This window comes from Acidobacteriota bacterium (assembly GCA_040754075.1).
In the GTDB taxonomy this organism is placed as follows: Bacteria; Acidobacteriota; Blastocatellia; order UBA7656; family UBA7656; genus JBFMDH01.
Window position 1 is genome coordinate 268406 of the sequence record JBFMDH010000007.1, and the last position, 25175, is coordinate 293580.

At 54.1% G+C, this 25175-nt stretch carries 9 protein-coding genes; 6 read left to right on the forward strand and 3 right to left on the reverse strand.

All coding sequences use genetic code 11. From position 1 onward, the window contains the following. Positions 1–295: 295 nt before the first annotated feature. The 5 genes from AB1757_10595 to AB1757_10615 all read left to right on the forward strand — a co-directional run bounded on the left by AB1757_10595 (position 296) and on the right by AB1757_10615 (position 10502). Positions 296–3001, forward strand: coding sequence for a C25 family cysteine peptidase (locus AB1757_10595; protein ID MEW6127473.1), 2706 nt, complete (start codon positions 296–298; stop codon positions 2999–3001). A 282-nt stretch (positions 3002–3283) separates the two neighbouring features. Beyond that, on the forward strand, positions 3284–3967 hold the full coding sequence (locus AB1757_10600; protein ID MEW6127474.1) for a TetR/AcrR family transcriptional regulator: 684 nt from the start codon (positions 3284–3286) through the stop codon (positions 3965–3967). Positions 3968–3970: 3 nt separating this feature from the next. After that, positions 3971–5284 carry an efflux RND transporter periplasmic adaptor subunit gene (locus tag AB1757_10605; GenBank protein MEW6127475.1) on the forward strand — a complete coding sequence of 438 codons (1314 nt, stop codon included), beginning with the start codon at positions 3971–3973 and terminating at the stop codon, positions 5282–5284. A 123-nt stretch (positions 5285–5407) separates the two neighbouring features. After that, positions 5408–8611, forward strand: a complete 3204-nt coding sequence (locus AB1757_10610) for an efflux RND transporter permease subunit (protein ID MEW6127476.1) — start codon at positions 5408–5410, stop codon at positions 8609–8611. Beyond that, positions 8577–10502: a TolC family protein gene (locus AB1757_10615; GenBank protein MEW6127477.1), complete on the forward strand. Its 1926-nt coding sequence runs from the start codon at positions 8577–8579 to the stop codon at positions 10500–10502. The genes AB1757_10610 and AB1757_10615 overlap by 35 nt, the downstream gene beginning before the upstream one ends. A 135-nt stretch (positions 10503–10637) precedes the next feature. Here the strand turns inward: AB1757_10615 and AB1757_10620 are convergent, their stop codons facing one another. Together AB1757_10620 and AB1757_10625 are read right to left on the reverse strand one after the other, a co-directional pair. After that, a complete protein-coding gene (locus AB1757_10620; protein ID MEW6127478.1) occupies positions 10638–21935 on the reverse strand; it encodes an HYR domain-containing protein in 11298 nt (3765 codons plus the stop codon). Between the two features lie 221 nt (positions 21936–22156). Further along, positions 22157–22453, reverse strand: coding sequence for a hypothetical protein (locus AB1757_10625; GenBank protein MEW6127479.1), 297 nt, complete (start codon positions 22451–22453; stop codon positions 22157–22159). A 273-nt stretch (positions 22454–22726) separates the two neighbouring features. Here AB1757_10625 and AB1757_10630 point away from each other — a divergent pair, with 273 nt between their 5' ends. Further along, positions 22727–24610: a tetratricopeptide repeat protein gene (locus tag AB1757_10630; GenBank protein MEW6127480.1), complete on the forward strand. Its 1884-nt coding sequence runs from the start codon at positions 22727–22729 to the stop codon at positions 24608–24610. A 73-nt stretch (positions 24611–24683) separates the two neighbouring features. Here AB1757_10630 and AB1757_10635 read toward each other — a convergent pair. After that, the coding region (locus AB1757_10635; GenBank protein MEW6127481.1) for an HYR domain-containing protein at positions 24684–25175 on the reverse strand (492 nt) is incomplete at its 5' end.

The following is a 25175-nucleotide window of genomic DNA, read 5'->3' on the forward strand; positions in this document are numbered from 1 at the left end:
CTTCATCTGCCTCGATAACAAAACTATTGAGCTTGAAAAAGCGGCGACCTATAATGAGCCTGCATTAAGAAAACGACTGCGGTAATCGAAATGTCTGCAAACGCATTTCGATAATCATAAAGTCATTGAAAAATTCTTTTTCTTTTATCACCCCTTCTAAACCACCAATCTCCTCCCGAAAAAAATCTCCCCTCCGAAATCTTAAACTTAGGCTTAAACCGGCGTTTTTTCACACATTTTCTCTGTCTGGAAACGCGGATTAAGCGACCTTGAAAAATAAAGACCCGGAGGACTCATGCTTAAACACTTGTCCCAAAATCTCAGTTCGCTTCGCCCCCTGAACTCAGTTAATCACTTCGTTGCCAATTTCAAACCGCCGATTTCCCTCACGCTCATTGCGGTGATGGCGCTTTCGCTCAGTTTACCGGTTGCGGTTAATGCGCAACGCACATCGAGCAATCGAAGCGATTCGCAAACCAAAGCGGTTGTAAATCTTCCGATTGATAAGGCAAGAGAGATTCTCAGCTTGCATTCATTCAATGCCACGCAATATGAGGATCAGGTTTTAATTGACTGGCGCAGTCAATATGAAATCAACACCCTGGGATTTAATGTTTATCGCGAAGCCAATGGCGAACGAACCCGAATCAATCCCTCACTCATTTTAGGCTCAGCACTCAGCACTGGAAATGCCGTGGCACAAGTTACCGATTTTCGTTATGCCTGGAGCGATTCCCCGCGAAGTGCGAAAGGAATCTCTGTTGACAGTTATTGGCTTGAAGCCATCAACCTGCAAGGATTGAGTCAGTGGTTCGGGCCCTTTCCGGTTATCAACGTTTCAAGTAAATCTCCGCTAACCCTGCGCTCGCCGAGCGTGGAAAATTTAATGCAGGTGGAGGCTGGCGGCAGTTCATTTCGTCAGCGACAGGCATCGTTGCTTTCGCTAAATAAAACCGTTCCGTCACTGGAAAACGCCGCACCCGAAACCGGTAAGGATTCTGCCATTCCATCTTTAAAAATAATGATTAAAGAAGAGGGCTGGTATCGTTTAACCCAAGCCGAGATGAGCAATGCCGGTTGGGCAATACCGACGAATTTACAAAACCTGCAACTCTGGGTCGATGGGCAGGAACAGGCAATTAAGGTTTCAAAAAATCAGGATGGAGTGGTGGTTGAATTTTACGCGATGGGAATGGATTCCCCTTATTCGACTACGCGAGCTTACTATTTGGTTGCGGGTTTAACTGCCGGTCAACGCATGGCACAGGCTACGGTTATGGGGACACCCGGTCAGTCTTCCAACTATCGCGCGACGGTACAACGCAAAGACCGTTTTATCTATTTCCAATCCTTGCCAAACGGCGACCAGGAAAATTTCTTTGGCTCATTGATTGGAGGTGCGCCGGTTGCTCAGACCTTGAATGTCAAAAACCTCTGCACTGATGCCGCATCCGGTTATTCGGAATTAACCATCAAACTACAAGGCGTGACCCAGACGCAGCACAACATCAATGTTTCATTCAATGGAACCGCTCTGGGAGTCATCTCGCTCATCAGTACCGGGCAAGGTCAAGCGACTTTTGCGATTCCCAACGCCTTACTGCTCGAAGGACAAAACACCGTCACGTTGATTTCGCAAGGAGGCTGGTCTGACCTCAATCTGGTCGATTCCATCGAACTTACCTACCCGCATCGTTTCTTCGCTGATAACGATGCCATCAAGTTTTCGGGTAAAGGTGGAGAGGCGTTATTAATAGATGGCTTCACCAACCCGGCAGTTTGTGTAGTGGATATTACCAATCCGCAAACCCCGGTTGAGGTTGCAACCAATGTCGTTGCCACAGCCGATGGCAACTTCTGTACGAATGTTAATGTTCCGGGAAGCGGCGAGCACACCTTGATGGCATTAACCGTTGACCGGTTTAAACAGGCGGATTCCTTATACATTGACCACCCTTCATCTTTGCGCCAACGGACGAATTCAGCCGATTTTGTCATCATTACAACCAGCAGTTTAGCGCCAACCTTGGAACCGTTAAAAACGCTCAGGCAAAAACAACGCTTCACCACCCAGATCATTGACATCGAAGACATCTATGACGAATTCAGTTACGGTCAAAAAACCCCGTATGCGATTAAGAGCTTTTTAACCTATGCTCAAAGCTGGAAACACCAGCCCGGATACGTGCTACTGGTTGGCGATGCGTCATACGATCCGAAAGATTACCTCGGCTGGGGCAATACGGATGTGGTGCCAACCAAACTCATCGATTCATTTTTTGCTGAAGCGGCGTCAGACGATTGGCTGGCGGATACCGATGGCGACGAATATGCCGATCTGGCTATCGGGCGGTTACCGGCGCGCAATGTCGAAGAGGCAACCATTCTGGTCGGGAAAATCCTCGCTTACGAGCAACAGACGCCGCTCAATGAAGTTGTGCTGATCAGCGATGCCAATGATGTTTACGATTTTGAAGGCGAATCCGACAGATTAAAAGCGATTGTCGGAACCAGCGCGACGGTCACGCAGATTAAAAAAGGACAAATCGGCGCAACCGCAGCGCGCGCGCAAATACTCGATAAATTGAATCAAGGACCGAAACTTGCGCTCTATACAGGGCACGGGTATGTGTGGAGTTGGCGAGATAATTTAATTACCTCAGACGACCCGCCGTTATTCACCAATCGCGACAGCTACACGGTGTATATCACGCTTGATTGTTTGAACGGCTTCTTCCAGCATCCGCAACTCGACGGCTTGGCTGAAAGTTTTGTGAAATCCGAAGGTGGCGGGGTGGCTGCATGGTGCTCGTCTACCCTTACCTTTGCAGATCAGCAGGATTGGATGGCGACGTCGTTCTTTCAACAGATGTTTGCGCGAAACCGGCATCAATCCCTGATGCTTGGCGATGCCGTTAAACAGGCGAAATCGAATATTACCGATAGGGATGTTCGACTGTCATGGATATTATTCGGTGACCCGACAATGGCATTGAAATAAATTTACCGGAAACCGGGATTCCGAAAATCTTTCGGCAAAGGCTCGCCTTTACCTGAAACAGGCACTAATGGCGCAAATTTTTCAGGTAAAGGCGAGCCTTTTACCTGCCGCACGCACGCGCATCAATTCAATTAAACATTAAATCAATATTAATTATATTTATGTGTTTGACTGAACCCTTGCGGGACGTTACTATGAACAAGAATGTAAGTAAGCACTTACTTACATGAAAAAGAGGGGCGAGGAACAATGACCAGGGGAGATGATCGAAGTCGAAAGGATGTGACCAACAGAACGGCGGTTTTTGATGAAGGCAGAATGTCGAGCGAGGAACGGCGCAAGCAATTGATTCGCGTGGCGCTCACGCTATTTTCAAAGCATGGATTTTGCGGCACCACCACCAAAGAGATTGCCCGAATGGCTGGCGTCAATGAAGCCATTGTCTTTCGGCACTTCCCTTCTAAAGAAACTCTGTATTCAGCCATTCTGGATTACAAAGCCAATGAAGCCGGGTCGGAAGACTGGATTGACGATTTACGCCAATTTACCGACAGCAATGATGATGAAGGACTGATTCAAGCGTTGATTAAGCGCATCGTCGACCATCATCGCAAAGACCGCGATTTTCTCAGATTGATGTTTTATTCGGCGCTTGAAGACCATACCCTGGCACAGCGCTTTCGCGATAAACACGTAACGCCGTTGCACAAGTTTTTACGCGATTACATCATTAAAAGGCAGCGTGAAGGCGCATTCGCCGGATTCAGTCCGAATGCGGTGGTGCGTGCCATCATCGCCTTGCCGCTTTATCATTCGATGGTGAAGTGGTTATTTGAATTTAAATCATTGGATGTGACCGATGCGGATGCCATCGACACATTTCCGAAACTGTTGATTGACGGTCTTCGTAAACCTCCAGGAAAACACCCTAACCCCAAAAAGTCGTCCCATAAAAAAGCGGAGTAGCCTATGTCCATTCGCAACTACAAAACTTATATTTACTTTTGCATTGCTGCATTACTGCTCAGCACTTTGATTTTATCAGGGTGCAAACGCTCGAAATCTGCGGCTTCCAATCAAGGCGTTGCCGAAGCCTCCACAGTTCAGCCGGTGGAAGTTACCACCTCGCAAGCCGTATCGCGTAACGTGCCCATGTTTTTACAGGTAACCGGTAGTTTCAGTGCTGACGAAGCTTCGGATGTCGCGCCGCAAATTTCCGGTCAGGTCGTTGCCACACCGGTTGATGTTGGCGCTTTCGTCAAACAGGGACAGGTGATTGCCCGCCTCGATGATCGGGATGCGCGGTTGCGTTTACAGCAATTGTCGGCTGCCGAACGACAGGCGGAATCGGCATTACGGCAGGCGGAAGCGAAATTGGGCTTGGATAAAAACGGGCAATTCAATGCCAGCGCGGTTCCTGAAGTCATTGCCGCCCGTCAGAATTATGAAGCCGCAGAAGCGCAAGCTAAACTTGCCGAAACCAATGCCAGGCGTTACGAAAATCTGGTGGCGAGCGGTGATGTTTCGCAAATCGTTGCCGACCAGTATCGCACGCAAGCCGACACCGCTCGGGCTCAGGCGAATGCCGCCAAAAAACAGTATGAAGTGGCAATTAATACGGCACGGCAAAACAATCAGGGCATAGCGGTCGCGCAGGCTGCGCTTGAAGCGGCGCGGGCGCAGGTGGCGATTGCGAAAAAAGCCTTAGCCGATACCACGATTGTCGCGCCGCTTTCAGGTTTCGTCAGCGACCGCCCCGTAGCGGTTGGCGAATATGTCACGACGCAATCGAAAATTGCGACCATTCTGAAAAGCAATCCGATTAAATTGAAACTGCAACTGCCGGAAGGCGAAGCTTCAACTGCGCATATCGGCGCTTCGGTGATTGCTACGGTTGCGGCATTTCCCGACCAAGAATTTTCCGGCATTGTCACTGCCGTCAATCCGGCGCTTGATGCGGCATCGCGCACGATTACCGCCGAAGTTGACATCAAGAATCCTGATAATAAATTGAAAGCCGGAATGTTTGCTTCGGCGCGGCTGATTCAACACGGCGGCGGCGAGGGGATTTTCATTCCCACAACCGCTGTAATGAAAGAGGCGAATGAAACATCGGTTCGCATCTATGTGGTTGAAGGCGACACCGCGCGTTTACGAGTCGCCCAAACCGGCGAAACCCAGGGCGATATGGTTCGGATTTTAAAAGGGATGAAATCCGGTGAAACCGTCGCCACCAGCAATCTCGATTTACTCTACGATGGCGCTTTGATTCGTCAAAAGTAAAGGCGTGTTTTGTACTTTATGCTTTGAATATTTGAGAGCCGTATTCTGAATAGGCGATTCAACGACAAACGAAGCACCAAGTACCAAGCACGAAGTACAAAGCACAAAACAGATTGAGGAAATATGCAGAAATTAGCTGAAATTTGTGTTCGTCGTCCGGTGTTTGCCGTGATGTTGATTTTAGCTTTAACCGTCGTCGGATGGTTTTCATACTTGTCGCTCGGCGTTGACCTGTTTCCGAAAATCGATTTGCCGACGATTACGGTTACGGTCGCCAATCCCGGCGCTTCCCCGCAGGAAATTGAAACGGAAATTACCGACAAAATCGAAGCCGCGGTGAATACCATCAGCGGCATTGATGAATTGCGCTCGGTGTCGACCGAAGGCGTGTCTCAGGTCTTCGTCACTTTTCAATTGGAAAAGAACGCTGACGTTGCCAGTCAGGAAGTGCGCGCCAAAGTTGACCTCGTGGTTCCGGATTTGCCGGAAACCGCCAAAGAACCGACCGTGCAAAAACTCGACCAGGATGCCGCAGCGGTTGTTCAAATCGCCGTCTCTGCAAACCGACCGTTGCGCGATGTGACATTCATTGCCGACAAGCAAATCAAAGAACGCATTGAAAGCTTGAACGGCGTAGGTCAGGTGCAGATGGTTGGTAAAGCCGAACGCGAAATTCATGTCTGGGTTGACCCGGATAAATTGCGCGGCTACAACGTCACAGTTCCCGAAGTGGCGGCTGCCGTCCGTCAACAGAATATGGAACTGCCGGGCGGACGTGTCGATGAAGGCGCGCGCGAATTGACGGTTCGCACCATGGGACGCATTGCCGACCCCAAAGATTTCGCGGACATCACGGTCGCCTGGCGCAATGGTTTACCGGTGAAAGTGAGCGACATCGGTTACATCGAAGATGGTCAGGAAGAACAACGCACCCTGGCAAAATTGAACGGCAAACCGACCGTCACCTTGCTGGTGTCCAAGCAATCCGGGCAGAACACGGTTGCGGTTGCGGATGCCGTAAAAGAGCGTTTGGAAGAGATCAAACCGACGCTTCCCAAAGACATCAAAACCGAAATCGTCGGCGACCAGTCCATCTTCATTAAAAATTCTTTAGATAATATTAAAACCCACTTGATTGAAGGCTCACTATTTGCCGCTCTGGTGGTCTTCCTTTTTCTATGGAGTTTTCGTTCGACCTTCATTTCGGCGATTGCTATCCCGACCTCGATTATCGCGACTTTTGCCTTGATGGCAATCATGGGCTACACGCTCAATAACATCACCATGCTTGCCCTCACCTTGATGGTCGGTATCGTCATTGATGACGCGATTGTGGTGCTTGAAAACATCTATCGTTTTATCGAAGAGAAAAACATGTCGCCGTTTCAAGCGGCGATTGAAGGAACAAAGGAAATCGGGCTGGCAGTTATGGCAACCACCATGTCACTGCTTGCGGTGTTCGTGCCCGTCGGTTTTATGGGCGGCATCATGGGACGATTCATGTCGTCATTCGGGTTGACTTCCGCCTTTGCAATTGCGGTTTCTCTGTTGGTTTCCTTCACGCTTACGCCGATGCTTTCGGCGCGTATGCTCAAGAAACCCGATGAGTCGAAAGAAAAAGGTCAGGCGCACGATTCTAAAGAATCGCGATTTTATCGTCCGATTGATCGGACTTATAAATGGCTGCTGGAATGGTCGCTGGCGCATCGCTGGGTGATTGTCACGATCAGCGCGCTGGTGATTATCAGTACCATTCCGCTGTTTATGATGGTCGGTAAAAACTTTTTACCGAATGATGACTCCTCACAATTTGAAGTCACTTTACGAACCCCGGAAGGCACGACGCTTGCCGCGACCTCAACGATTATTGAACGCATCGCCACGGAACTCAGAAGCGTTCCCGGCGTCATCGATACTTTGACCACGATTGGCGGCGGCGGACAAGCGCAAGTCAACAGCGGTTACATCTACGTCAAATTGAAACCGATTGAAGAGCGCGAAGACTCGCAGGATGATTTAATGGTCAGGGCGCGTGAAATTTTAAAGAAATACCCGCCGGAATTGCGCCCCAGCGTGCAACAGGTCGCGGCTTTTTCAGGCGGCGGTTTTCGCAACGCCGACGTGCAATACATCATCAGCGGACCCGATTTGCAAAAGCTCACAGAGTATTCCGACAAGATGCTCGAAAAGATGAAGACCATTCCCGATGCGGTTGACCCCGATACCACATTGATCACCGGCAAACCCGAATTGCGTGTGGAGATTGATCGGGTGCGCGCCGCCGATTTGGGCGTTAAAGTGAGCGACATCGCGCAGGTGTTGAATACGATGGTTGCCGGGCAAGAAGTCGGCAATTACAACGAAGGCACCGAGCAATACACCATTATGGTAAAAGCCACCGGCGAATATCGCACCAGCGCCGAAGGCTTGCAACGCATGATTGTGCCTTCGGCAAAAGGCGGCTGGGTCAGTTTGGATAACCTGGTGAAAGTTATTGAATCAACCGGACCCTCGAATATCGAACGTCAGGATCGCGAACGCCGCGTGATGTTGCTGTGCAACTCGCGTCCGGGCGGTTCGCAATCCACCATCATCGCCGAGATGAATAAATTTGTCGCTGAAATGAAAGTTCCAGCCGAATATAAAACCGGGCTTGCGGGGCGTTCAAAGGAACTCGGAAAAGCCGGTTACTATTTCGGACTGGCATTTTTGTTGGCATTTATCTTCATGTACATGATTTTGGCAGCGCAGTTTGAATCGTTCATCCATCCGGTGACTATTCTTTTGACTCTGCCGATGTCTGTGCCGTTTGGCATCCTGTCGCTTCTGGTGATGGGACAAACCATGAATATCTTTTCGGCGCTGGGAATTTTCCTGTTGTTCGGCGTCGTCAAAAAGAATGCGATTTTGCAGATTGACCACACGAGCACCTTGCGTGCAGCGGGGATGACGCGCTATGCCGCAATCGTTCAGGCGAACCGTGACCGCCTTCGTCCGATTTTGATGACCACGATAGCATTGGTTGCGGGTATGTTGCCGCTGGTGCTTTCACAGGGGGCAGGCGCAGGCACCAGTCGTTCAATCGGTGTTCTGGTAGTTGGCGGACAAACACTTTGTCTGTTGCTCACTTTGCTGGCGGTGCCGGTCTACTATTCGATTTTTGAAGACATCCGCGAAATGACTGCCTGGCAAACCCTGAGCGCCAGAGTCGGTCGCGTCGGCGAATTCGCCAAAGAAACCGTATTGCAACCCGTGATGAATCTGTTTTCACGCAAAACCAAAAAGGAACAATATGTTGACGAAGTTTCAAAAGCATCTGGAGACTAAGGAGAACGACGGCAAAAGGCAAAAGGCAAAAGGCAAAAAGAGATTTGGTTCGCGGGGTTCAAAAAATATTCGAGCCAAACAGTTTTTAGCCTCTTGTATAACCCTCGGTTCATTACTGCCCATAGGGGTTTTGGCTCAGGATGAATGTGAAAATCGCAAACCGGAAGCCGGCAGCATTTTAGCGATGGCAAATGCGAAACCAAGATTTTCGCAGACGGTTCAGGATGTCCCGGCGCGCAATCCCCAGGCTTTACCGCCGATTGAACGGGTTGGCGTCAATGTCAATGACCAGACGCCGATAACCCTTGATGAAGCGATTGCCCTGGCTTTAGCCAATAATAAAGACATCAACTCCTCGCGCATCGATGTTGAACTGGCGCGCTTTGATTTGAATGCCGCCAAAGGCGCATATGACCCGCGCATCGCCGCACAGTCGTATTACGAACATCGCGAAACCGCAACCGCATCGGCAATCAGCGGCAGTGCGAGCGGCAAAATCACCTCGACCGATCAAACCAATGTTGCAACTCTGAGCGGCAATACACCGCTTGCCGGTGGGGTTTATCAAATCGATTTTTCATCATCGCGGCAAACCACAGACAACCTGTTCTCGTCGCTCAACCCGACATTGCCAACCGGCGTCACGCTGACTTATACCCAACCGTTGTTTAAAGGGTTAAGAACCGATGACAATCGCAGACGCATTGAAATCGCCAAGAAAAATTTATCGCTTACCGACTCGCAGTTTCGTCAACGCGCCATCGAAGTCATCACCCGCGTTCAACAGGCTTACTGGGACTTGGTTTTCGCGCTGAAAAATTTACAGGTGCAAAACGATGCGGTAAAACAGGCGCGCACCCAACTCGAAAGCAATCGTCGTCAGGTTGAACAAGGCACCCTTGCGCCGATTGATATTGTTTCGGCAGAAGCTCAACTTACCTTGTTCGAGCAGAATGTTTATATCGCGCAGGAAGGCGTCACCCGCGCCGAAAATACCTTAAAAAGTTTACTCTTGCCGGAACGCACGGCGACTTTGTGGTCGAAAGCTTTAGCGCCGACCACGCCTGTGAGCCTCGACCCGCCGCGAATTGAACTGGATGATGCGATTAAATTGGCGCTCGCCTCGCGCCCGGAATTAGACCAGGTCGCCAAAACCGCAGAGATCAATCGGGTCAATCAGAAATTTTTCAGCGACCAGTTGAAACCCCAGATTGATTTGTTCGGCATTTACACTGCCGCAGGGCTTGCCGGCTCACTTGCCAATCGCGGACCCAATCCCTTCACCGCAGGGACCCTGGCACTCACTGAACGAGTGAATGAAATCTCGAAAGTCCTCGGATTCACGCCGCTGCCGGTTAATAATTCATCGGGCGGAGTTCCCCAGGCGTTTATCGGCGGATACGGACAATCGCTCAATAATTTGTTTGGTTTTGATTTTCCGACGGTTCGCGTCGGTGTGCGGTTTTCCTTTCCCGTCGGCAATCGCACCGCCGAAGCCAACTACGGACGTTCGCTTGCCGAAGGGCGAAAGATTGAAAATCAACGCCAGCAAATCGAACAATCCATCGAAGCCGAAGTTCGCAACACCTTGCAGGCGGTGCGTTCTGCGCAGGCGAGACTGGCATCGGCGGTGGCTTCGCGGGATGCCTCGGAAAAACAGTATGAGAGTGAACAACGAAAATTTCAGGCAGGACTTTCAACCGTCTTTCTGGTCTTGCAACGCCAGCAGGAATTGATTGCCGCGCGCGGTCGTGAAGTTCAGGCGCAGACCGATTTGAACAAAGCGATTGCCGAATTTCAACGCGCCACCGGTTCGACCTTCAAAGCCCACAACATCACGGTGAAAGCGGACAAAACCGCGCCGCAACTGGAACAACATAACCAGCCATAATCCAAGCGCATTAAATTCTCATCAGGAGTACGGAACATCCGTACTCCTGATACAAACAGGCTCAGACCTGAAACTGGCTACAGGAGTCAGTTTCAGGTCTGAGCCTGTTTTTGCTGTCAGCGCTTTATCGCTGCCTCACTGACACAGACAGGAGTTGTTGCGGATGTCGCGGTCAGTAATGCTACAGCGCGTCGTTCCCGGCGGCGTCTGCATATACCCGGAACCACTGTTGGCGCTGCCATCCAATCTCACCAACACCCGGCGGTCTGTTGTATTGTGCGTCAAGGTCCACAAGTTGCCCTGTTTCGTCACACTGCCCTTCCCTGTATAGACCGTTCCGCTACAACAGAAACGATAATCACCGGTGAAGGTATTCCACAACAACACCGTTGTCGATGTCGAATCATCCTGTAAGCAGGCGTTGAACAGGCTAATAGTGAATGAGCAGGTTGCCGGATTGCCCACCGCATCAATCGCCGTGCAAGTGACCGTCGTCACCCCCAGAGCGAAGGTTGAACCCGAAGGCGGGAGGCATGCCATTGTGACACCCGGACAATTATCACTCACGATTGGCGCGGGATAATTCACCACCGCCGTACTGTCTCCGGGTAAGGCAGTAACACGAGTTTGATTCGGTGGACAGCTAAGTTGCGGCGGCTGAGTGTCGTTGACTGTCACTGTAAAACTGCAACTCGGTCCGGCTGTCGTGCCGCAAGTTACGGTCGTCGTCCCTTTCGGGAAGAAGGTTCCGGAGGCGGGGCTGCAACTGACCGTGCCGCACCCTGCGGTCGCCGTCGGCGCAAAGGTGACAACTGCGCCACATTGATTCGGGTCGTTCTCCTTGATGATGTTTGCCGGACAACTGATAACGCAAGGCACTACCGTCACTGTGAATTGGCATTGCGCGGTGTTGCTGCTGGCATCGGTTACGGTGCAGGTTACGGTTGTTGTGCCAACGGCAAAACAGCTTCCCGATGGCGGGGTACAGACTACAGCGTTCGGCGGTAACGGGCAGTTATCTGCGCCCGCAGGCGTAGCGTAGGTGACGTTGACGCAACCCGAACCCGTTAGCACGGTGAGACTGGCAGGACAATTGATCGTCGGATTCTGGGTGTCGTTGACAGTGATGGTAAAACTACAACTTGCCGGATTGCCCGCCGCATCCGCGACCGAACAAGTCACCGTCGTCACCCCTTTCGCAAACGTCGAACCACTGGCGGGCACACAACTCACCGCCCCCACTCCCGAACAATTATCCGTAGCCTGCGGCGTCGTGTAAGTTACCACCGCCGAGCATTGCCCGGCTGTCGTTGGCACAGTGAGGTTCGCCGGACAAGCAATCGTCGGCGCTTGGGTGTCCGTCACCGTTACCGTGAAGCTGCACGAGGCAGGGTTGCCGCTTGCGTCTGTAACATTGCAGGTGACGGTGGTCGTGCCTTGCGCAAAGCTCGAACCCGATGCCGGAGTGCAACTGACCGCGCCGACCCCGGAACAATTATCGGTGGCGGTCGGCGGGGTGTAGGTGACGACTGCTGAACATTGTCCGGCAGTCGCCGGTTGGGTGAGGTTGGCAGGACAAGTGAGGGTTGGCGCTGTCGTGTCATTGACCGTCACCGTGAACGAACAACTTGTCGTGTTGCCGCTTGCATCGCTGACCGAGCAGTTGACCGTAGTAACACCTTTGTTGAACACCGAACCGGATGGCGGCGTGCAGGTCGGTGTGCCTATGCCTGGACAATTGTCGCTCGCGGTCGCGTTGGCATAGGTGACTACGGCTGTACAAACGCCCGCGTCGGTTGACTGTGTCACATTCGCAGGGCAAGTGAGAGTTGGATTCTGCATATCGTTGACCGTGACTGTGAAACTGCACGACGGTCCCGCTGTGGTGGAGCAGGTTACGGTTGTCACGCCTTTGCTGAACACCGAACCACTTGCCGGATTGCACGTAACCGTTCCGCAAGTCCCTGCTGTGGTGGGCGCTGAATAATTTACGACGGCGGTGCAGAGTCCGCTTGCCGTATTCACTGTCACGTTTGCCGGGCAGGTAATCGAACAGGTTGAACTGACGTTCACGGTGAACCCGCAATTGGCTGTATTACCCGCAGCATCCGTAGCTGTGCAGGTCACTGTCGTCGTGCCAACAGAGAAGCTCGACCCCGATGCCGGATTGCAGGTGACGCTTGCGCCCGAACAGTTATCGCTCACCGTTGGCGCTGTGTAGGTGACGGTTGCAGAGCCTGAACCAGGGGCGCTCTCATTGACGTTGATGTTTGTTGGACAAGCGCCAATGATAGGCGCTTGCCCATCCACCACGCGCGCGGTGAAAGCATTGGCGAAGGTGTTGTTCGCGGCATCCGTCACCGTGCAATTGACGGTTGTCACGCCAACGGTAAATGTCGTCCCTGATGCCGGAACGCAAACTACAGTGCCGCCCGCGCAGTTATCGGCAAAGTCTGGCGCTGTGTAATTGACGGTTGCCGAACACTGCCCTGTCGCATTCACCACAACGGGTTTGCATTTGCCAAAACTTCCGGCGTTGTAGATGCTTTGAATCTCCGCAGCCGACAACGCTCTGTCAAAGACTTCGACTTCATCTATCAAACCGTTGAAGAACAACTCGCCCGCGCGACCACCTATGGAAAACGGCACGTTCGAGCCTGCAAGGTTGCCGGTCTTGGCTGTGGAGCCAACCTCTGCGCCGTCGGCATAGACCTTTATCGTTGCGCCGTTATAGACCAGAGCGATATGCGTCCATTGATTGAGCGCCGGGACAACGCCAGTGTTGACAGTGGTCTCTGTGCCACCGGCTTTGATGATGGCGGAGAGTTGCCCGGACTGATAAAGCAATACATAGTCGTTGGCGGCGTTTTGCGACTTGCCTAAGTAGACCGCATCGGTACTTGCCGTCGGGCGAATCCAGCCATCGAGAGTCACTGCCGTACCTGTCAGATTGAGGCTCGCAGAATTGGGCGCGCTGACCAGTGTGGAACCGCTGAAGGAGAATGCCTGCCCGACCTTGCCGGTCGCAAACGCGCCGCCGCTTCCCTGGTTCGCGCCTTGAATATCATTGGCATTGCCGTCGCCGGGCCACCACGAAATCATATTCGCCGGCGGCGTCACGCAACTCTGCGGATTCTCATTGTCGTTGACCGTCACCGTAAACGCACAACTCGGCCCGGTCTGCATCATGCAGGTCACCGTCGTCGTGCCTTTCGGGAAGACCGCGCCAGCGGCTGGCACACAACTCACAGTGCCGCACGAACCTGTAGCCATAGGCAAACTGTAGTTGACCACAGCACTGCACAGCCCGGCATCGGTTGACACTGTGAGGTTCGCGCCGCAAGTGATCGTGCAAGGCGACACCGTCACCGTGAACGCGCATTGCGCGGTGTTGTTCGCGGTATCCGTAGCCGTGCAGGTAACTGTAGTCGTTCCCAGATTGAAGCAAGTCCCTGATGGCGGCACACAACTAACCGTAGCTCCCGGACAATTATCGCTGACCGTTGGTGGCGTGTAGGTGACGCTGGCGCAACTACCGCCTGTCGTGGCATTGATATTAGCCGGACAGGCTCCCAAGGTCGGATTCTGGGTGTCATTGACAGTGATGGTAAACGAACAACTTGCCGGATTGCCCGCCGCATCCGCGACCGAACAAGTCACCGTCGTCACCCCTTTCGCAAACGTCGAACCACTGGCGGGCACACAACTCACCGCCCCCACTCCCGAACAATTATCCGTAGCCTGCGGCGTCGTGTAAGTTACCACCGCCGAGCATTGCCCGGCTGTCGTTGGCACAGTGAGGTTCGCCGGACAAGCAATCGTCGGCGCTTGGGTGTCCGTCACCGTTACCGTGAAGCTGCACGAGGCAGGGTTGCCGCTTGCGTCTGTAACATTGCAGGTGACGGTGGTCGTGCCTTGCGCAAAGCTCGAACCCGATGCTGGAGTGCAACTGACCGCGCCGACCCCGGAACAATTATCGGTGGCGGTCGGCGGGGTGTAGGTGACGACTGCTGAACATTGTCCGGCAGTCGCCGGTTGGGTGAGGTTGGCAGGGCAAGTGAGGGTTGGCGCTGTCGTGTCATTGACCGTCACCGTGAACGAACAGTTCGCCGTGTTGTTGCCGCCATCGGTCGCCGTGCAAGTCACCGTCGTCGTGCCTTGCGCAAAGGTCGAACCTGATGCCGGTGAGCAAATCACGGTTGGCGTGCCGCAATTATCGCTAGCCGTCGGCGTTGTATAGGTCACCACCGCCGAACACTGTCCCGCGTCGGTTGCCTGCGTCACATTCGCTGGGCAAGTGATGGTCGGCGCTTGGGTGTCCGGCGTTACGGTTACCGTCAAGGTAGTCGTTGCAGTCGCGCCGCCGCCATCGGTTGCCGCCAATGTAAACGTGGCAGTCGTAGCGGCGCAACTGGCGCTGATGTTTGCCGTCACTGTGCCGTTGCTGTTGACGATGCCCGATACCGTCACGCCGTTTACGGTAGCCGATGCGCCGCCATTGACCGTCACCGTTACGCCTGCCGCGCCGCTCTCTGCATCGTTGACATTGGCGATGATTGAACTGGACGCAGAGGAGCCTTGCTGCCGACTCGCGCCAACCGCGCTGATCGTCGGCAGGGCGTTGATGATTACCGTGTAAGCCTTGCTGCCTGAACAGCCATTGGCATCGGTCGCGGTAATCGTGAAGTTGAACGTGCCACCAGCCGTAGGCGTGCCGCTCAAGCTTGCGGTCGCCGAAGGTCCCACCGATAAATTCACACCTGTAGGCAGTGTGCCTGTAAACGAATAGGTGTAATTGGTCGAAGACCCGCCACTCGGCGTGATGGTCTGGCTGTACCCTGTGCCTTGCGTGCCGTTCGGCAACGTCGCAGGATTGATCGTGATGGTTGGGCAAGTGACCGTCAAAGTAAAGGTCACGTCGGTTGTGCCGCCCGCCCCGCCGCAGTTATCTACAGCGCGAATGGTGATGGTGTGCGCGCCGCCCGGCGTGGCATTGCTGATTGAAACTTGTCCTGTGCCGCTGTTGACAGAGATTGTGCCGGTGTAGGTCCCCTGATTTTGCAACGAGTACGAAGCAATCGAGCCGTTATCGGTTGCGGTTGCCGCATTGATGGTCGTCGAACTGCCAGCCGCAACCGAGGCGTTGTTATAAGTCAAAGTCGGAGTGCTGTTGTTCGTGACATTGACTTGCAGGTCGCCGGTGCCAGTCGAGATGCCGTCCGATACCTGGAAGCGCACTGTGCCGGTGGTGGCATTGCAATCCGCGCTCACCTGCGCAGTGATTGTCCCGTTCGTATTCGTGATGCCGGTGACAGTGATGCCCGTTGCGCTGCCGCCCGCAATCTGCGTCACGGTCAAACTACCGGCAGCCGTTTCGGCGTCTGAGACGTTGCCGACCGTCACCGCTGCGCCTGCCGGACTGCCTTGCTGTCGCGTGAGGGCTGACGCGGGGGTGAAGTTTGGCGCGCTGTTGGTGTTGGTCAACGAGAAATTGATGACCGTCGCGCCAGTCGCGCTTGCCGCCACGTTGTAGGGACCGCCGCTGTTGGCATTAGCGGTGACGGTTCCCGAAGTCGCCGCGCCGCTCGCAATCGTGGCGGGATTGCCTGCCACCGTGCAGCTTGCGCCGCTCGCGGGTGGGGTGAAAGTGACTTGCCCACCGTTGACTGGCTCGCTGTTGGCAGAAGTCACGGTCACGCTCAATGGACTGGCAAAGGCTGTGCCTGCCGTGGCGCTTTGATTGTTGCCGCTGGCAATCATCAACGTGAAGCCTTGCGATTCAAACGCGCCGATGTCCACGCTGCCGACGCGGGCGCTGCCGCGTTGATCGTTCGCCGGAGCGCCGCTCGACGTGCCTGCATTGATGGCAGGGCTGCCAGGCAGCAAGGCGTGCGTTGGCGTCGTGCCGCCATAACTGCCGAGCGCGGCGAGCAACGGGTCGAGCGGCGAGGCTCCTGTGCCGGTTTGATCTCCGGTCTGGTTAAAGCCTGTCGCCGAGCCGACGTTGCCGATGAAGTTGTGACCGCCGCCCGTAGTGGCGAACGAACCGGTCACATCCGGCACGGTCGTGTTGCTACTGTTGGCGGCAATGATCGAATTGAACACGGTCACTGTTCCCGACGCGCTTTGCCGGTACAGACCGCCTGCCCGGTTCATCCCCGCGGCAGTGTTATTGGTGATGGTTGAGTTGATAATGGTCGCGGTGTTGATGCTCCAGATGCCGCCGCCGTTATTATCGCCGTTGTTCTTGGTATTGCCGGAGATGGTCGAATTGGTGACGGTCAACGTGCCGTTGTTGCTGATGCCGCCGCCGCCACCGCTGCCGCCGGTGAAGTTGCTAATATTGTTCGAGACGGCGCTGTTGATTACGTTCAAGGTATTACCAGCCAGATTGGCAATACCGCCGCCCAAGCTGTCGGCGGTGTTGCCGGTCACGACGCAAGCGGTCACGGTCAACGCGCTGGTGCCACTGTTGACGATACCGCCGCCCGCGCTGGTGGTACTTCCGCCGGTGATGGTCAGGCCGTTGAGCGAGACGGTCGCGCTGCTGATCTGAAAGACGCGACTCAGCCCGCTGCCTGAAATCGTCAACGTATCCGCGCCCGGTCCGTTGATGGTCATGCCTCGATTGATATTGAGTTGACCGTTCGTCAACGTGATGAGCGTGATGCCCCCCGCGAAGTTAATTTGGAGCGGCGCGCACGTCGTGAGGGCATTGGCATCTTCAATCGCGGCGCGCAACGTGCAGACGCCGCCCGCCGTCGCGCAGATGCCATCGCCTGGCATGGCGTCAGGTTCGTCGCCTGCGTTATTGACCGTAAAACTCGTCACGCAATTGACCGTCAGCGTGAAAGTCGCATCGGTCGTCGCGCCGCAATTGTCCGTCGCGCGAATCGTGATCGTATGCGCGCCCACAGGCGAGGGATTGCTGATCGAAGCCACGCCGGACGCATTGACCGAAATCGTGCCGGTATAAGTGCCTTGCGACTGCACGGCATATGAAACGATGCTGCCATTGTCGCTCGCCGTCGTCGGCGGGTTGGTAATCGAACCGCCTGGATTGACTGAAGCCGCCCCGTAAACCAGCGTCGGCGCGCTGTTGGCTGTGACTGTGACATTCAAGGTTGCAGTCGCCGTTAAACTGCCGTCGCTGACCTGCAAGGTGAAGCTGGCATTGGTAGCGGCGCAACTGGCAATGAGGTCCGCCGTGACCGTGCCGTTGGTGTTGACGATATTTGAAAGCGTCACGCCGTTTGACGGGTTGGCGCTGGTCACGGTGACAATCAAGCTCCCCGCCGCCGTTTCCGTATCGCTGACCGTGGCGATTTGCGAATTGGAAATCGGCGAGCCTTGCTGTCTGGAAACGCCCGCTTGCGCGGTGATGCTGGGTGGGGCAATGACCGTAAAGCCGTTGCTTGTCCCAGTGTGACCGCTGCCGTCGTTGACGCTGATGGTTCTGCCTGTGCCCGCTGCCGATACGCTCACATTCTGCGCGCGCGCGCCCGCTGTGAAAGCTCCTGATGTCGTCGGGTTGATCGTCCCGGCGGTCGTACTTAAATTCACTGTGCTGACAAATCCGGTCACGGTGTTGTTGTTGGCGTCCTGCGCAGTAATGGTGATGTTGAACGCGATCCCTGTGGTCTGTTGAGCGATATTGCCAATCGCAAAATGATGCACTGCGCCGGGGTTGACGGTGAAGGTGTTGCTCGTGCCTGTATGGCTGCTGCCGTCATCAACACTGATGGTCTTGCCGGTTCCAGATTGCGTGACGGTCACGCTTTCGGTGCGCGCGCCGCCGGTGAATGCTCCTGATGTGGTTGGCGTAATCGTTCCGGCAGTGGTGTTGAGATTCACTGTGCCGGTGAAACTCGTCACCGTGTTGTTGTTGATGTCCTGTGCTGTCAACGCGATGTTGAATGCCGTGCCTGCGTTTTGCGGGCTGCTGATCGTGGCGATCGCAAAATGATGCAACGCGCCCGCGTTCACAGTGAAGCTATTGCTTGTGCCTGTATGCCCACTGCCATCATCAACAGAGATGGTCTTGCTTGCGCCCGCTTGCGTCACGGTCACGCTTTGATTAAGTGCGCCACTCGTAAAGGCGCTCGACGTGGTCGGGCTGATCGTCCCGGCGGTTGTGCTCAGGTTGACCGTGCCGGTGAAACTCGTCACCGTGTTGTTGTTCACATCCTGCGCCGTGAGCGCAATGCTAAACGGCGTACCGGCGGTCTGTGCGCTGATGTTGCCAATCGCGAAGTGATGCAGCGCTCCGGCATTGACGGTGAAGGTGTTGCTCGTGCCGGTTTCAGTCCCGGCGGTGCGTGTGACGGTGATGGTTTTGCTCGCGCCCGCTTGGGTCACGGTCACGCTTTGCGTCCGTGTGCCGCTGGTGAATGCGCCTGAAGTCGTTGGGCTGATCGTTCCCGCCGTGGTGCTCAAGCTAACCGTGCTGGCGAAGCTGGTGACGGTGTTGTTGTTCGCATCCTGCGCGGTGAGCGAGATATTAAACGCAATGCCTGCGGTCTGCGTGCTGATCGCGCCAATTGCAAAGTGATCGAGCGCGCCCGCGTTCACAGTGAAAGTGTTGCTCGTGCCGCTGTGCCCACTGCCATCATTCACTGTGATGGTTTTACCCGTGCCTGACTGGGTCACGGTGACGCTCTGGGTGAGCGTGCCGTTGGTGAACGCGCCGGAGGTTGTCGGGCTGATTGAACCTGCGGTCGTGCTCAAATTGACTGTGCCGTTAAACCCAACCACTGTGTTATTCGAGGCATCCTGCGCGGTGATGGTGATGTTGAACGGCGTACCCGCCGTCTTCGCGCCGCTGATCGTGCCAATCGCGAAATGATCCAGCACCTGCGGGTTAATCGTCAGGGTATAATTGATCACACCGCCAATGCCCGTGTCATCCAGGGCGATCAGCGAAAACTGAAAAGTGCCGCTTTGAGTGGGCGTGCCGGACAAATCATGGTTTCCCGCATCGAAGGTCAGCCCTGCCGGTAAAGTCCCTGATAATATCCAGGTGGTGAAATTGTCACTGATGCCACCGGTGGCTGAAAAAGTCTGCGTTGGATAGGCGGTTCCTACCGTCCCGGTTGGTAGCGACGTGGGAGTGATGGTCACATTGTTTTCAAACGCGCCGATGTCGAATGCAGCGCCTGAGGGGCGCGCAATGCCGCGCTGATCGGTCGTCGGCGCGCCGCTGCTGGTTCCTGCATTGAGCGCGACGCTGGTCTGGGTAAGCGCATACGTCAGTGTCGTGCCGCCGTAGTTATTCAAAGGTCCCAGACCAGCGTTGGTGACGCCAACTTGATTATTGTTCACCCCGTTGGCTAATCCGCCTGCGCCGCCGATGCCGATCAGGTTGTAGGAACTGGAGGCGCTGACCGTGCCGCCGGTGACGGTGATGTCCGACTGGCTGCCGCCGTTTTTGGTGTTGTTGGCGATGATGGTGTTTTTGAGCGTCACGGTTCCTGCCGATATACCCAGTCCGCCGCCGCTGCTGCCAACATTGGTTTGCTGGTTCTGCGAAATCGTGCAATTGGTGATGGTGTTGGTGGTCACCGAAGTGTCGAAGGATATGCCGCCGCCGGTGACGGCTGCCTGGTTGACTGAGAACGTGCTATTGGTGATTGAAAGCGAGCCTTGCAACGCGCCGCCGTTCAAAATGGCAATGCCGCCGCCGTTAATGTTCGTCGAGTTGCCGATGAAAGTTGAACCACTGACCGTCAACGCCCCATAGCTTGCGATGCCGCCGCCGTCCAGCGTGCTGGTGTTATTGCTGATCGTGGAATCGGCAATCGTCAACGTTCCGGTATTCGCAATGCCGCCGCCCTCATTAACCGCCGTATTATTGCTTATCAAGCAACGTGTCACTGTCAGTATTCCCTGATTGCTGATGCCGCCGCCCTCTGCCGCCGAGTTCCCTTGCGTAATTTTCAATCCGACAAGTCCGACGGTTGTCGCAGAGCCAATCTGGAAAACCCGGAAGCTGTTATTGCCGCTGATCGTCAATGAACTCGAACCAGGACCTAAGATAAACATATTCGAGCTAATAGTCGGGAAGGCGCTGGACAGGTTGATGAGTGATGGCGATGGCAGATTGAATGAGATGAGGGCGTTGGTCGTCGTATTGGCTTCCTGAATCGCCGCGCGCAGCGAACAAACCGACGCCGCCGTCGCACAAAGACCATTGCCAATATTGTTATCTGGATTGTCGCCAGTATTGGTGACGATAAAGTTCACTTCAACCGCGCCGATGTCTACTGTGCCGTTCAAAGGACGCGACGCGCCCCGTTGGTCGGTCACAGGAGCGCCGATATTGCGACCGCCATTCAACGCCGGACTATTGCCCAGCGGCGGCGCGGTCTGCGTCAACCCGCCGTAGTTGCCCAAAGGCGCAAGCAAGGCATCGGTCGCGCCGACGTGATTGCCGTTTACGCCATCGGTAAAGCCCGTGTTTCCGGGCGAACCGATCATGTTGTTGAAAGAGTTTGCCAGGTTGATTGAGCCGCCACTGCCAATATCGAGATCTGACTGGTTGCCGTTGGGATCGAGATTGCCGGCAATGATAGTGTTGATAAATGTCGCCTGCTGAAACAGAACATCAATGCCGCCGGTCGCGCTGGCAACGTTTTTACTGAAGGTGCAATTCTGGAAGGTGCCGCCGGCGCGCAATTCAGCAGCGCCACCGAAGGTCGCAAAGTTGTTATAGAAGGTGCAGTTGGTTACCGTCAGGTTGGTCGTGCCGGTTCCCCCGTGCAGCGCGCCACCCGCGCCGCCGCCGTTGGCAGCATTGTTGACGAATGTCGAATCGGTGATGGTCATCGCCAAGCCATTGTGTTTAACCGCGCCGCCCTGCGCGGTATTGGTACTCATATTATTACTGAACGTGCAATTGGTGATGTTCATCGTCGCGCCGTTATTGCGCACCGCGCCGCCGTCAAACGTCGCCTGGTTGTGGTCAAACACACAATTGATGAGGTTCACCGTCGTCGTACTGCCACTAGCATCAATCGCGCCGCCCTGGTTCACCGTGTTGCCGTTTGCCATCGTCAGGTCTTGAATCGTGGCGGTGACCCCGTTATTGGTTGTCATGATCTGCACGCTGTTATTGCCGCTGATGGTCAACAGGCTTGTGCCGGGACCATCAATGGTGAGGTTGTTATTGATGGTCGGCAGCGAACTCGTCAGGGTGATCGTCCCCGTCACACTGAAAGTAATCGTATTGGTTCCGCCTGCGGTGTTCGCCTGGGTGATGCAATAACGCAAAGTCCCGGCTGTGCCTGAGCCGGTGTTGGTATCCGCAAGACTGTTGACCGTGTAAATAGTGGCGACGGCATTTGGCGCTTGCGTGCCGCCGGGATTTTGCCCGTCTAAAAAAGTTGTCGCTTCCTTGGTCGCCAACAGCGAGCTGGCGTCCGCCAGGCGGTTCATTCTCGTTATCGTCGATAAGAACAAAAAGATTAAGATAATTCCAGAAATAAGCAATCTTGCGGATTTCGGTGAGGGGATCATGCAAGCTCTCCTATGAAGAAATGTTCGCGCCTGTGCCAAACTCTTCTTCAAGCTGGCTGGCGATTTTACGTAGTTAATCCTTTATCTAAACCTGGAGCCGATTGCGGCTCTCAATCATCGGGCTTTGCGAATTGCCGAACTCAGGTTTCAGTATCTAAAAGCGCTCGGTTATGGTCGTTGACGAATCGTTCAAGGCTATTGAGACAGACCAACAGTCTGCCGTCTGTGGTCTCTTTGAAATGCAGTTGCTGATTTTCGACGGCGCGATAGAGCGCGCGGGCGCTCACTTTGATAATCGCCGCAGCCTTTTCTGCCGCGACCATTTCGACTTCACCAGCGCATTCTTCGCACCACAGTTGGCATTTGCCTGTCGGTTGGCGCAGTACCCAGACCTCTTCTTTAGTCACGGTTATGCGTGTTGTTTTGCGTTTTACCAAAACTCTCCAAGGGATTGCCTAAAGCAATTGGCTATGGCTTTGTCCATCTATTCGGCTGATGCTACAATGCACGCTTGCGAATTCAGCCCCCGTCGCCTTTTCAAGACTTGATCAAGATAGGCAACAAACCCAATAAAAGTCCTTAAGAAAGGGTTAAGAATCTCCTAAGAATTCCCTAAGACTTGTATGGATAATGGTTTAAGGCGAGTTTACCAGTTCGGTTCCTTCCGACTTAACGTAAACCAATTACTACTTTCCCGTAATGGCGAAAGCGTGCCACTACCACCGAAAATCTTTGAGATTCTGGTGGCGCTGGTTGAAAACAGCGGGCGGGTTCTGGATAAAGAAGAACTGATGCGTCGCGTCTGGCCTGACACCTTCGTTGAAGAAAACAACCTGACCGTCAGTATGTCTGCTTTACGCAAAGCCCTGGGCGATGGAACAGAGGGGTTGAAGTATATTGAAACCGTACCGCGACGCGGCTATCGTTTCGTCGCAGAGGTCTCTCAGTTGATGGATGAAGAGACCGCTATGCTGCTCGCCAGGCAAACCGTCTCCAGTATCACCATAGAGGAAGAAGAAGAGATCGTTGGCGTCGTGGTTAATGAGCCGGTGGCGCAGCAATTGTCGGAAGCAAGGGTTCCCGCACTGCCTGCCGCGTTGACGCCGCGCCGCTTCACGCGCCCGGCAAAGTTGTTTCTGGGGGCTTTGCTTGTGGTCGTCATCGCGGCAATCGCTCTCCTGTGGTTCGCCCTCAGACCCAAACCGATTCAAACCATCAGCGATGTGCATTCGATAGCCGTGCTGCCGTTTCAGACGCTCGGCGCGACAGGCAACGATGAAGCGTTGGAGTTAGGGCTGACCGATGCGTTAATTACCAAACTCAGCAATCTCAATCCGGTAATTGTGCGCCCGACCAGCGCCATTCTCAAATATGCCAACTCAACCGAGAAGCTTTCGGTTATCGGCAAGGAACTCAACGTCGAGGCGCTGCTCGAAGGTCGCGTGCAACGCTCAGGCGACCGCATACGCATCACCGTTCAACTGGTGCGAACCCAAAACGAATCGCCGGTGTGGGCGGAAAGTTTTGATGAGCATTTCACCAACATCTTCACCGTGCAGACAGCCATTTCGGAAAAAGTCTCCAGAACGCTGGCGGTGCAACTGACCAGCAACCAACGCCAGCAACTACAAAAGGACTACACGCAAAACACCGAGGCTTTTCAGTTGTATCTGAAAGGGCGCTATTTCTGGAATAAGCAGAATGCCGAGAATCTAAAAAAAGCGACTCAGTATTTTCAACAGGCTATAGAGGTAGATCCGACTTATGCGCTGGCTTATGCCGGACTGGCTGACTGTTACATCGTTTCGGGTACGCCGCAGATGTTGCTGGGAGTAATCTGGGACAAGGATTATATTCAGAAAGCCAGGTTTGCCGCACAAAAAGCCCTGGAAATAGATGATACACTCGCCGAAGCTCACACCTCGCTGGGCGCTACGCTGGCTTTTAACGGTGACGATCTGGGCGCGCACCACGAATGGGATCACGCCATTGAACTCAACCCCAATTACGCAACCGTGTACAGTTTTTACACGATTGATTTAATTGGCGACGGGCGACTGAACGAAGCATTGGAAAAGATTAACCGAGCGATTGAAATTGATCCCTTATCGGTGACTATCAATACCAATCGCGGCTTTGTTCTTCACCGTTTGCGCCGTCAGGACGAAGCTGTCGAACAGTTCAAAAAGGCACTCGAAATGAACCCTGATTTTGTGCGGGCACACTGGGGATTAGGGTTGGCTTATGAAGCAAAAGGCATGTACAGAGAAGCTATCACCGAGTTTGAGCGTTGTGTCACTTTGTCAAACCAGGGAATGGTGACGCTGGCGGCATTGGCACATGTCTATGCCGTATCCGGGCAGCGTCCGGAAGCGCAGAAAATTCTTGACCAGTTACTGGAGATGTTCAATCAAGGGCGCGCTTCGGCTTATTATCTGGCGGCAGTCTACGTCAGCCTGGGTGACAAAGAGCGCGCCTTATCCCTGCTTGAACAACATAAAGACTCTCTTCCTTTGGGGCTATTAAAAGTGGATGCGTATTTCGACCCGTTGCGCCAGGAGCCGCGTTATATCAAGCTGTCGCAACCTGAATAGAAGATTGAGGCACCATAAAAAAAGGGCTGGATAAATTCCAGCCCTTTTGGTTTTTGCAATCTGAAACCAATCATCAGGGAGTGGTTCCCGGTCGCCGGTTATTGGGTAAAACACAGTTACAGGCATTGTTGGTGATATTACTGTCGGTAATCACACACACCTGCGAACCCGGCGGCGCTTGTAAAATCGCCATCCCGGTATTCGTCGCTTTGTTCACATTCACCAATAAGCGCCGATCTGCGGGATTATGCGTCAGGGTGATCAAACTTCCCTGTTTCTTGATCGTGCCTTTGCCGAAGTATTTATCGACGCCACAACAGAACACATAATCGCCCGTCAGGCTGTTGAATAACAACACCCGGCTGGCGTCGCTGTTATCCTGAATGCAGATGTCAAAGGTCGTTACTACGAATGCACAACTGGCGGTGTTGCCGCTGCCATCGGTCGCCGTGCAACTCACCGTCGTCACGCCTAAGCCGAAACAACTCCCCGATGGCGGCACACACACCACACTCTCGCCAGGACAGTTATCACTCACTTGCGGCGCCGGGTAGTTCACCACCAC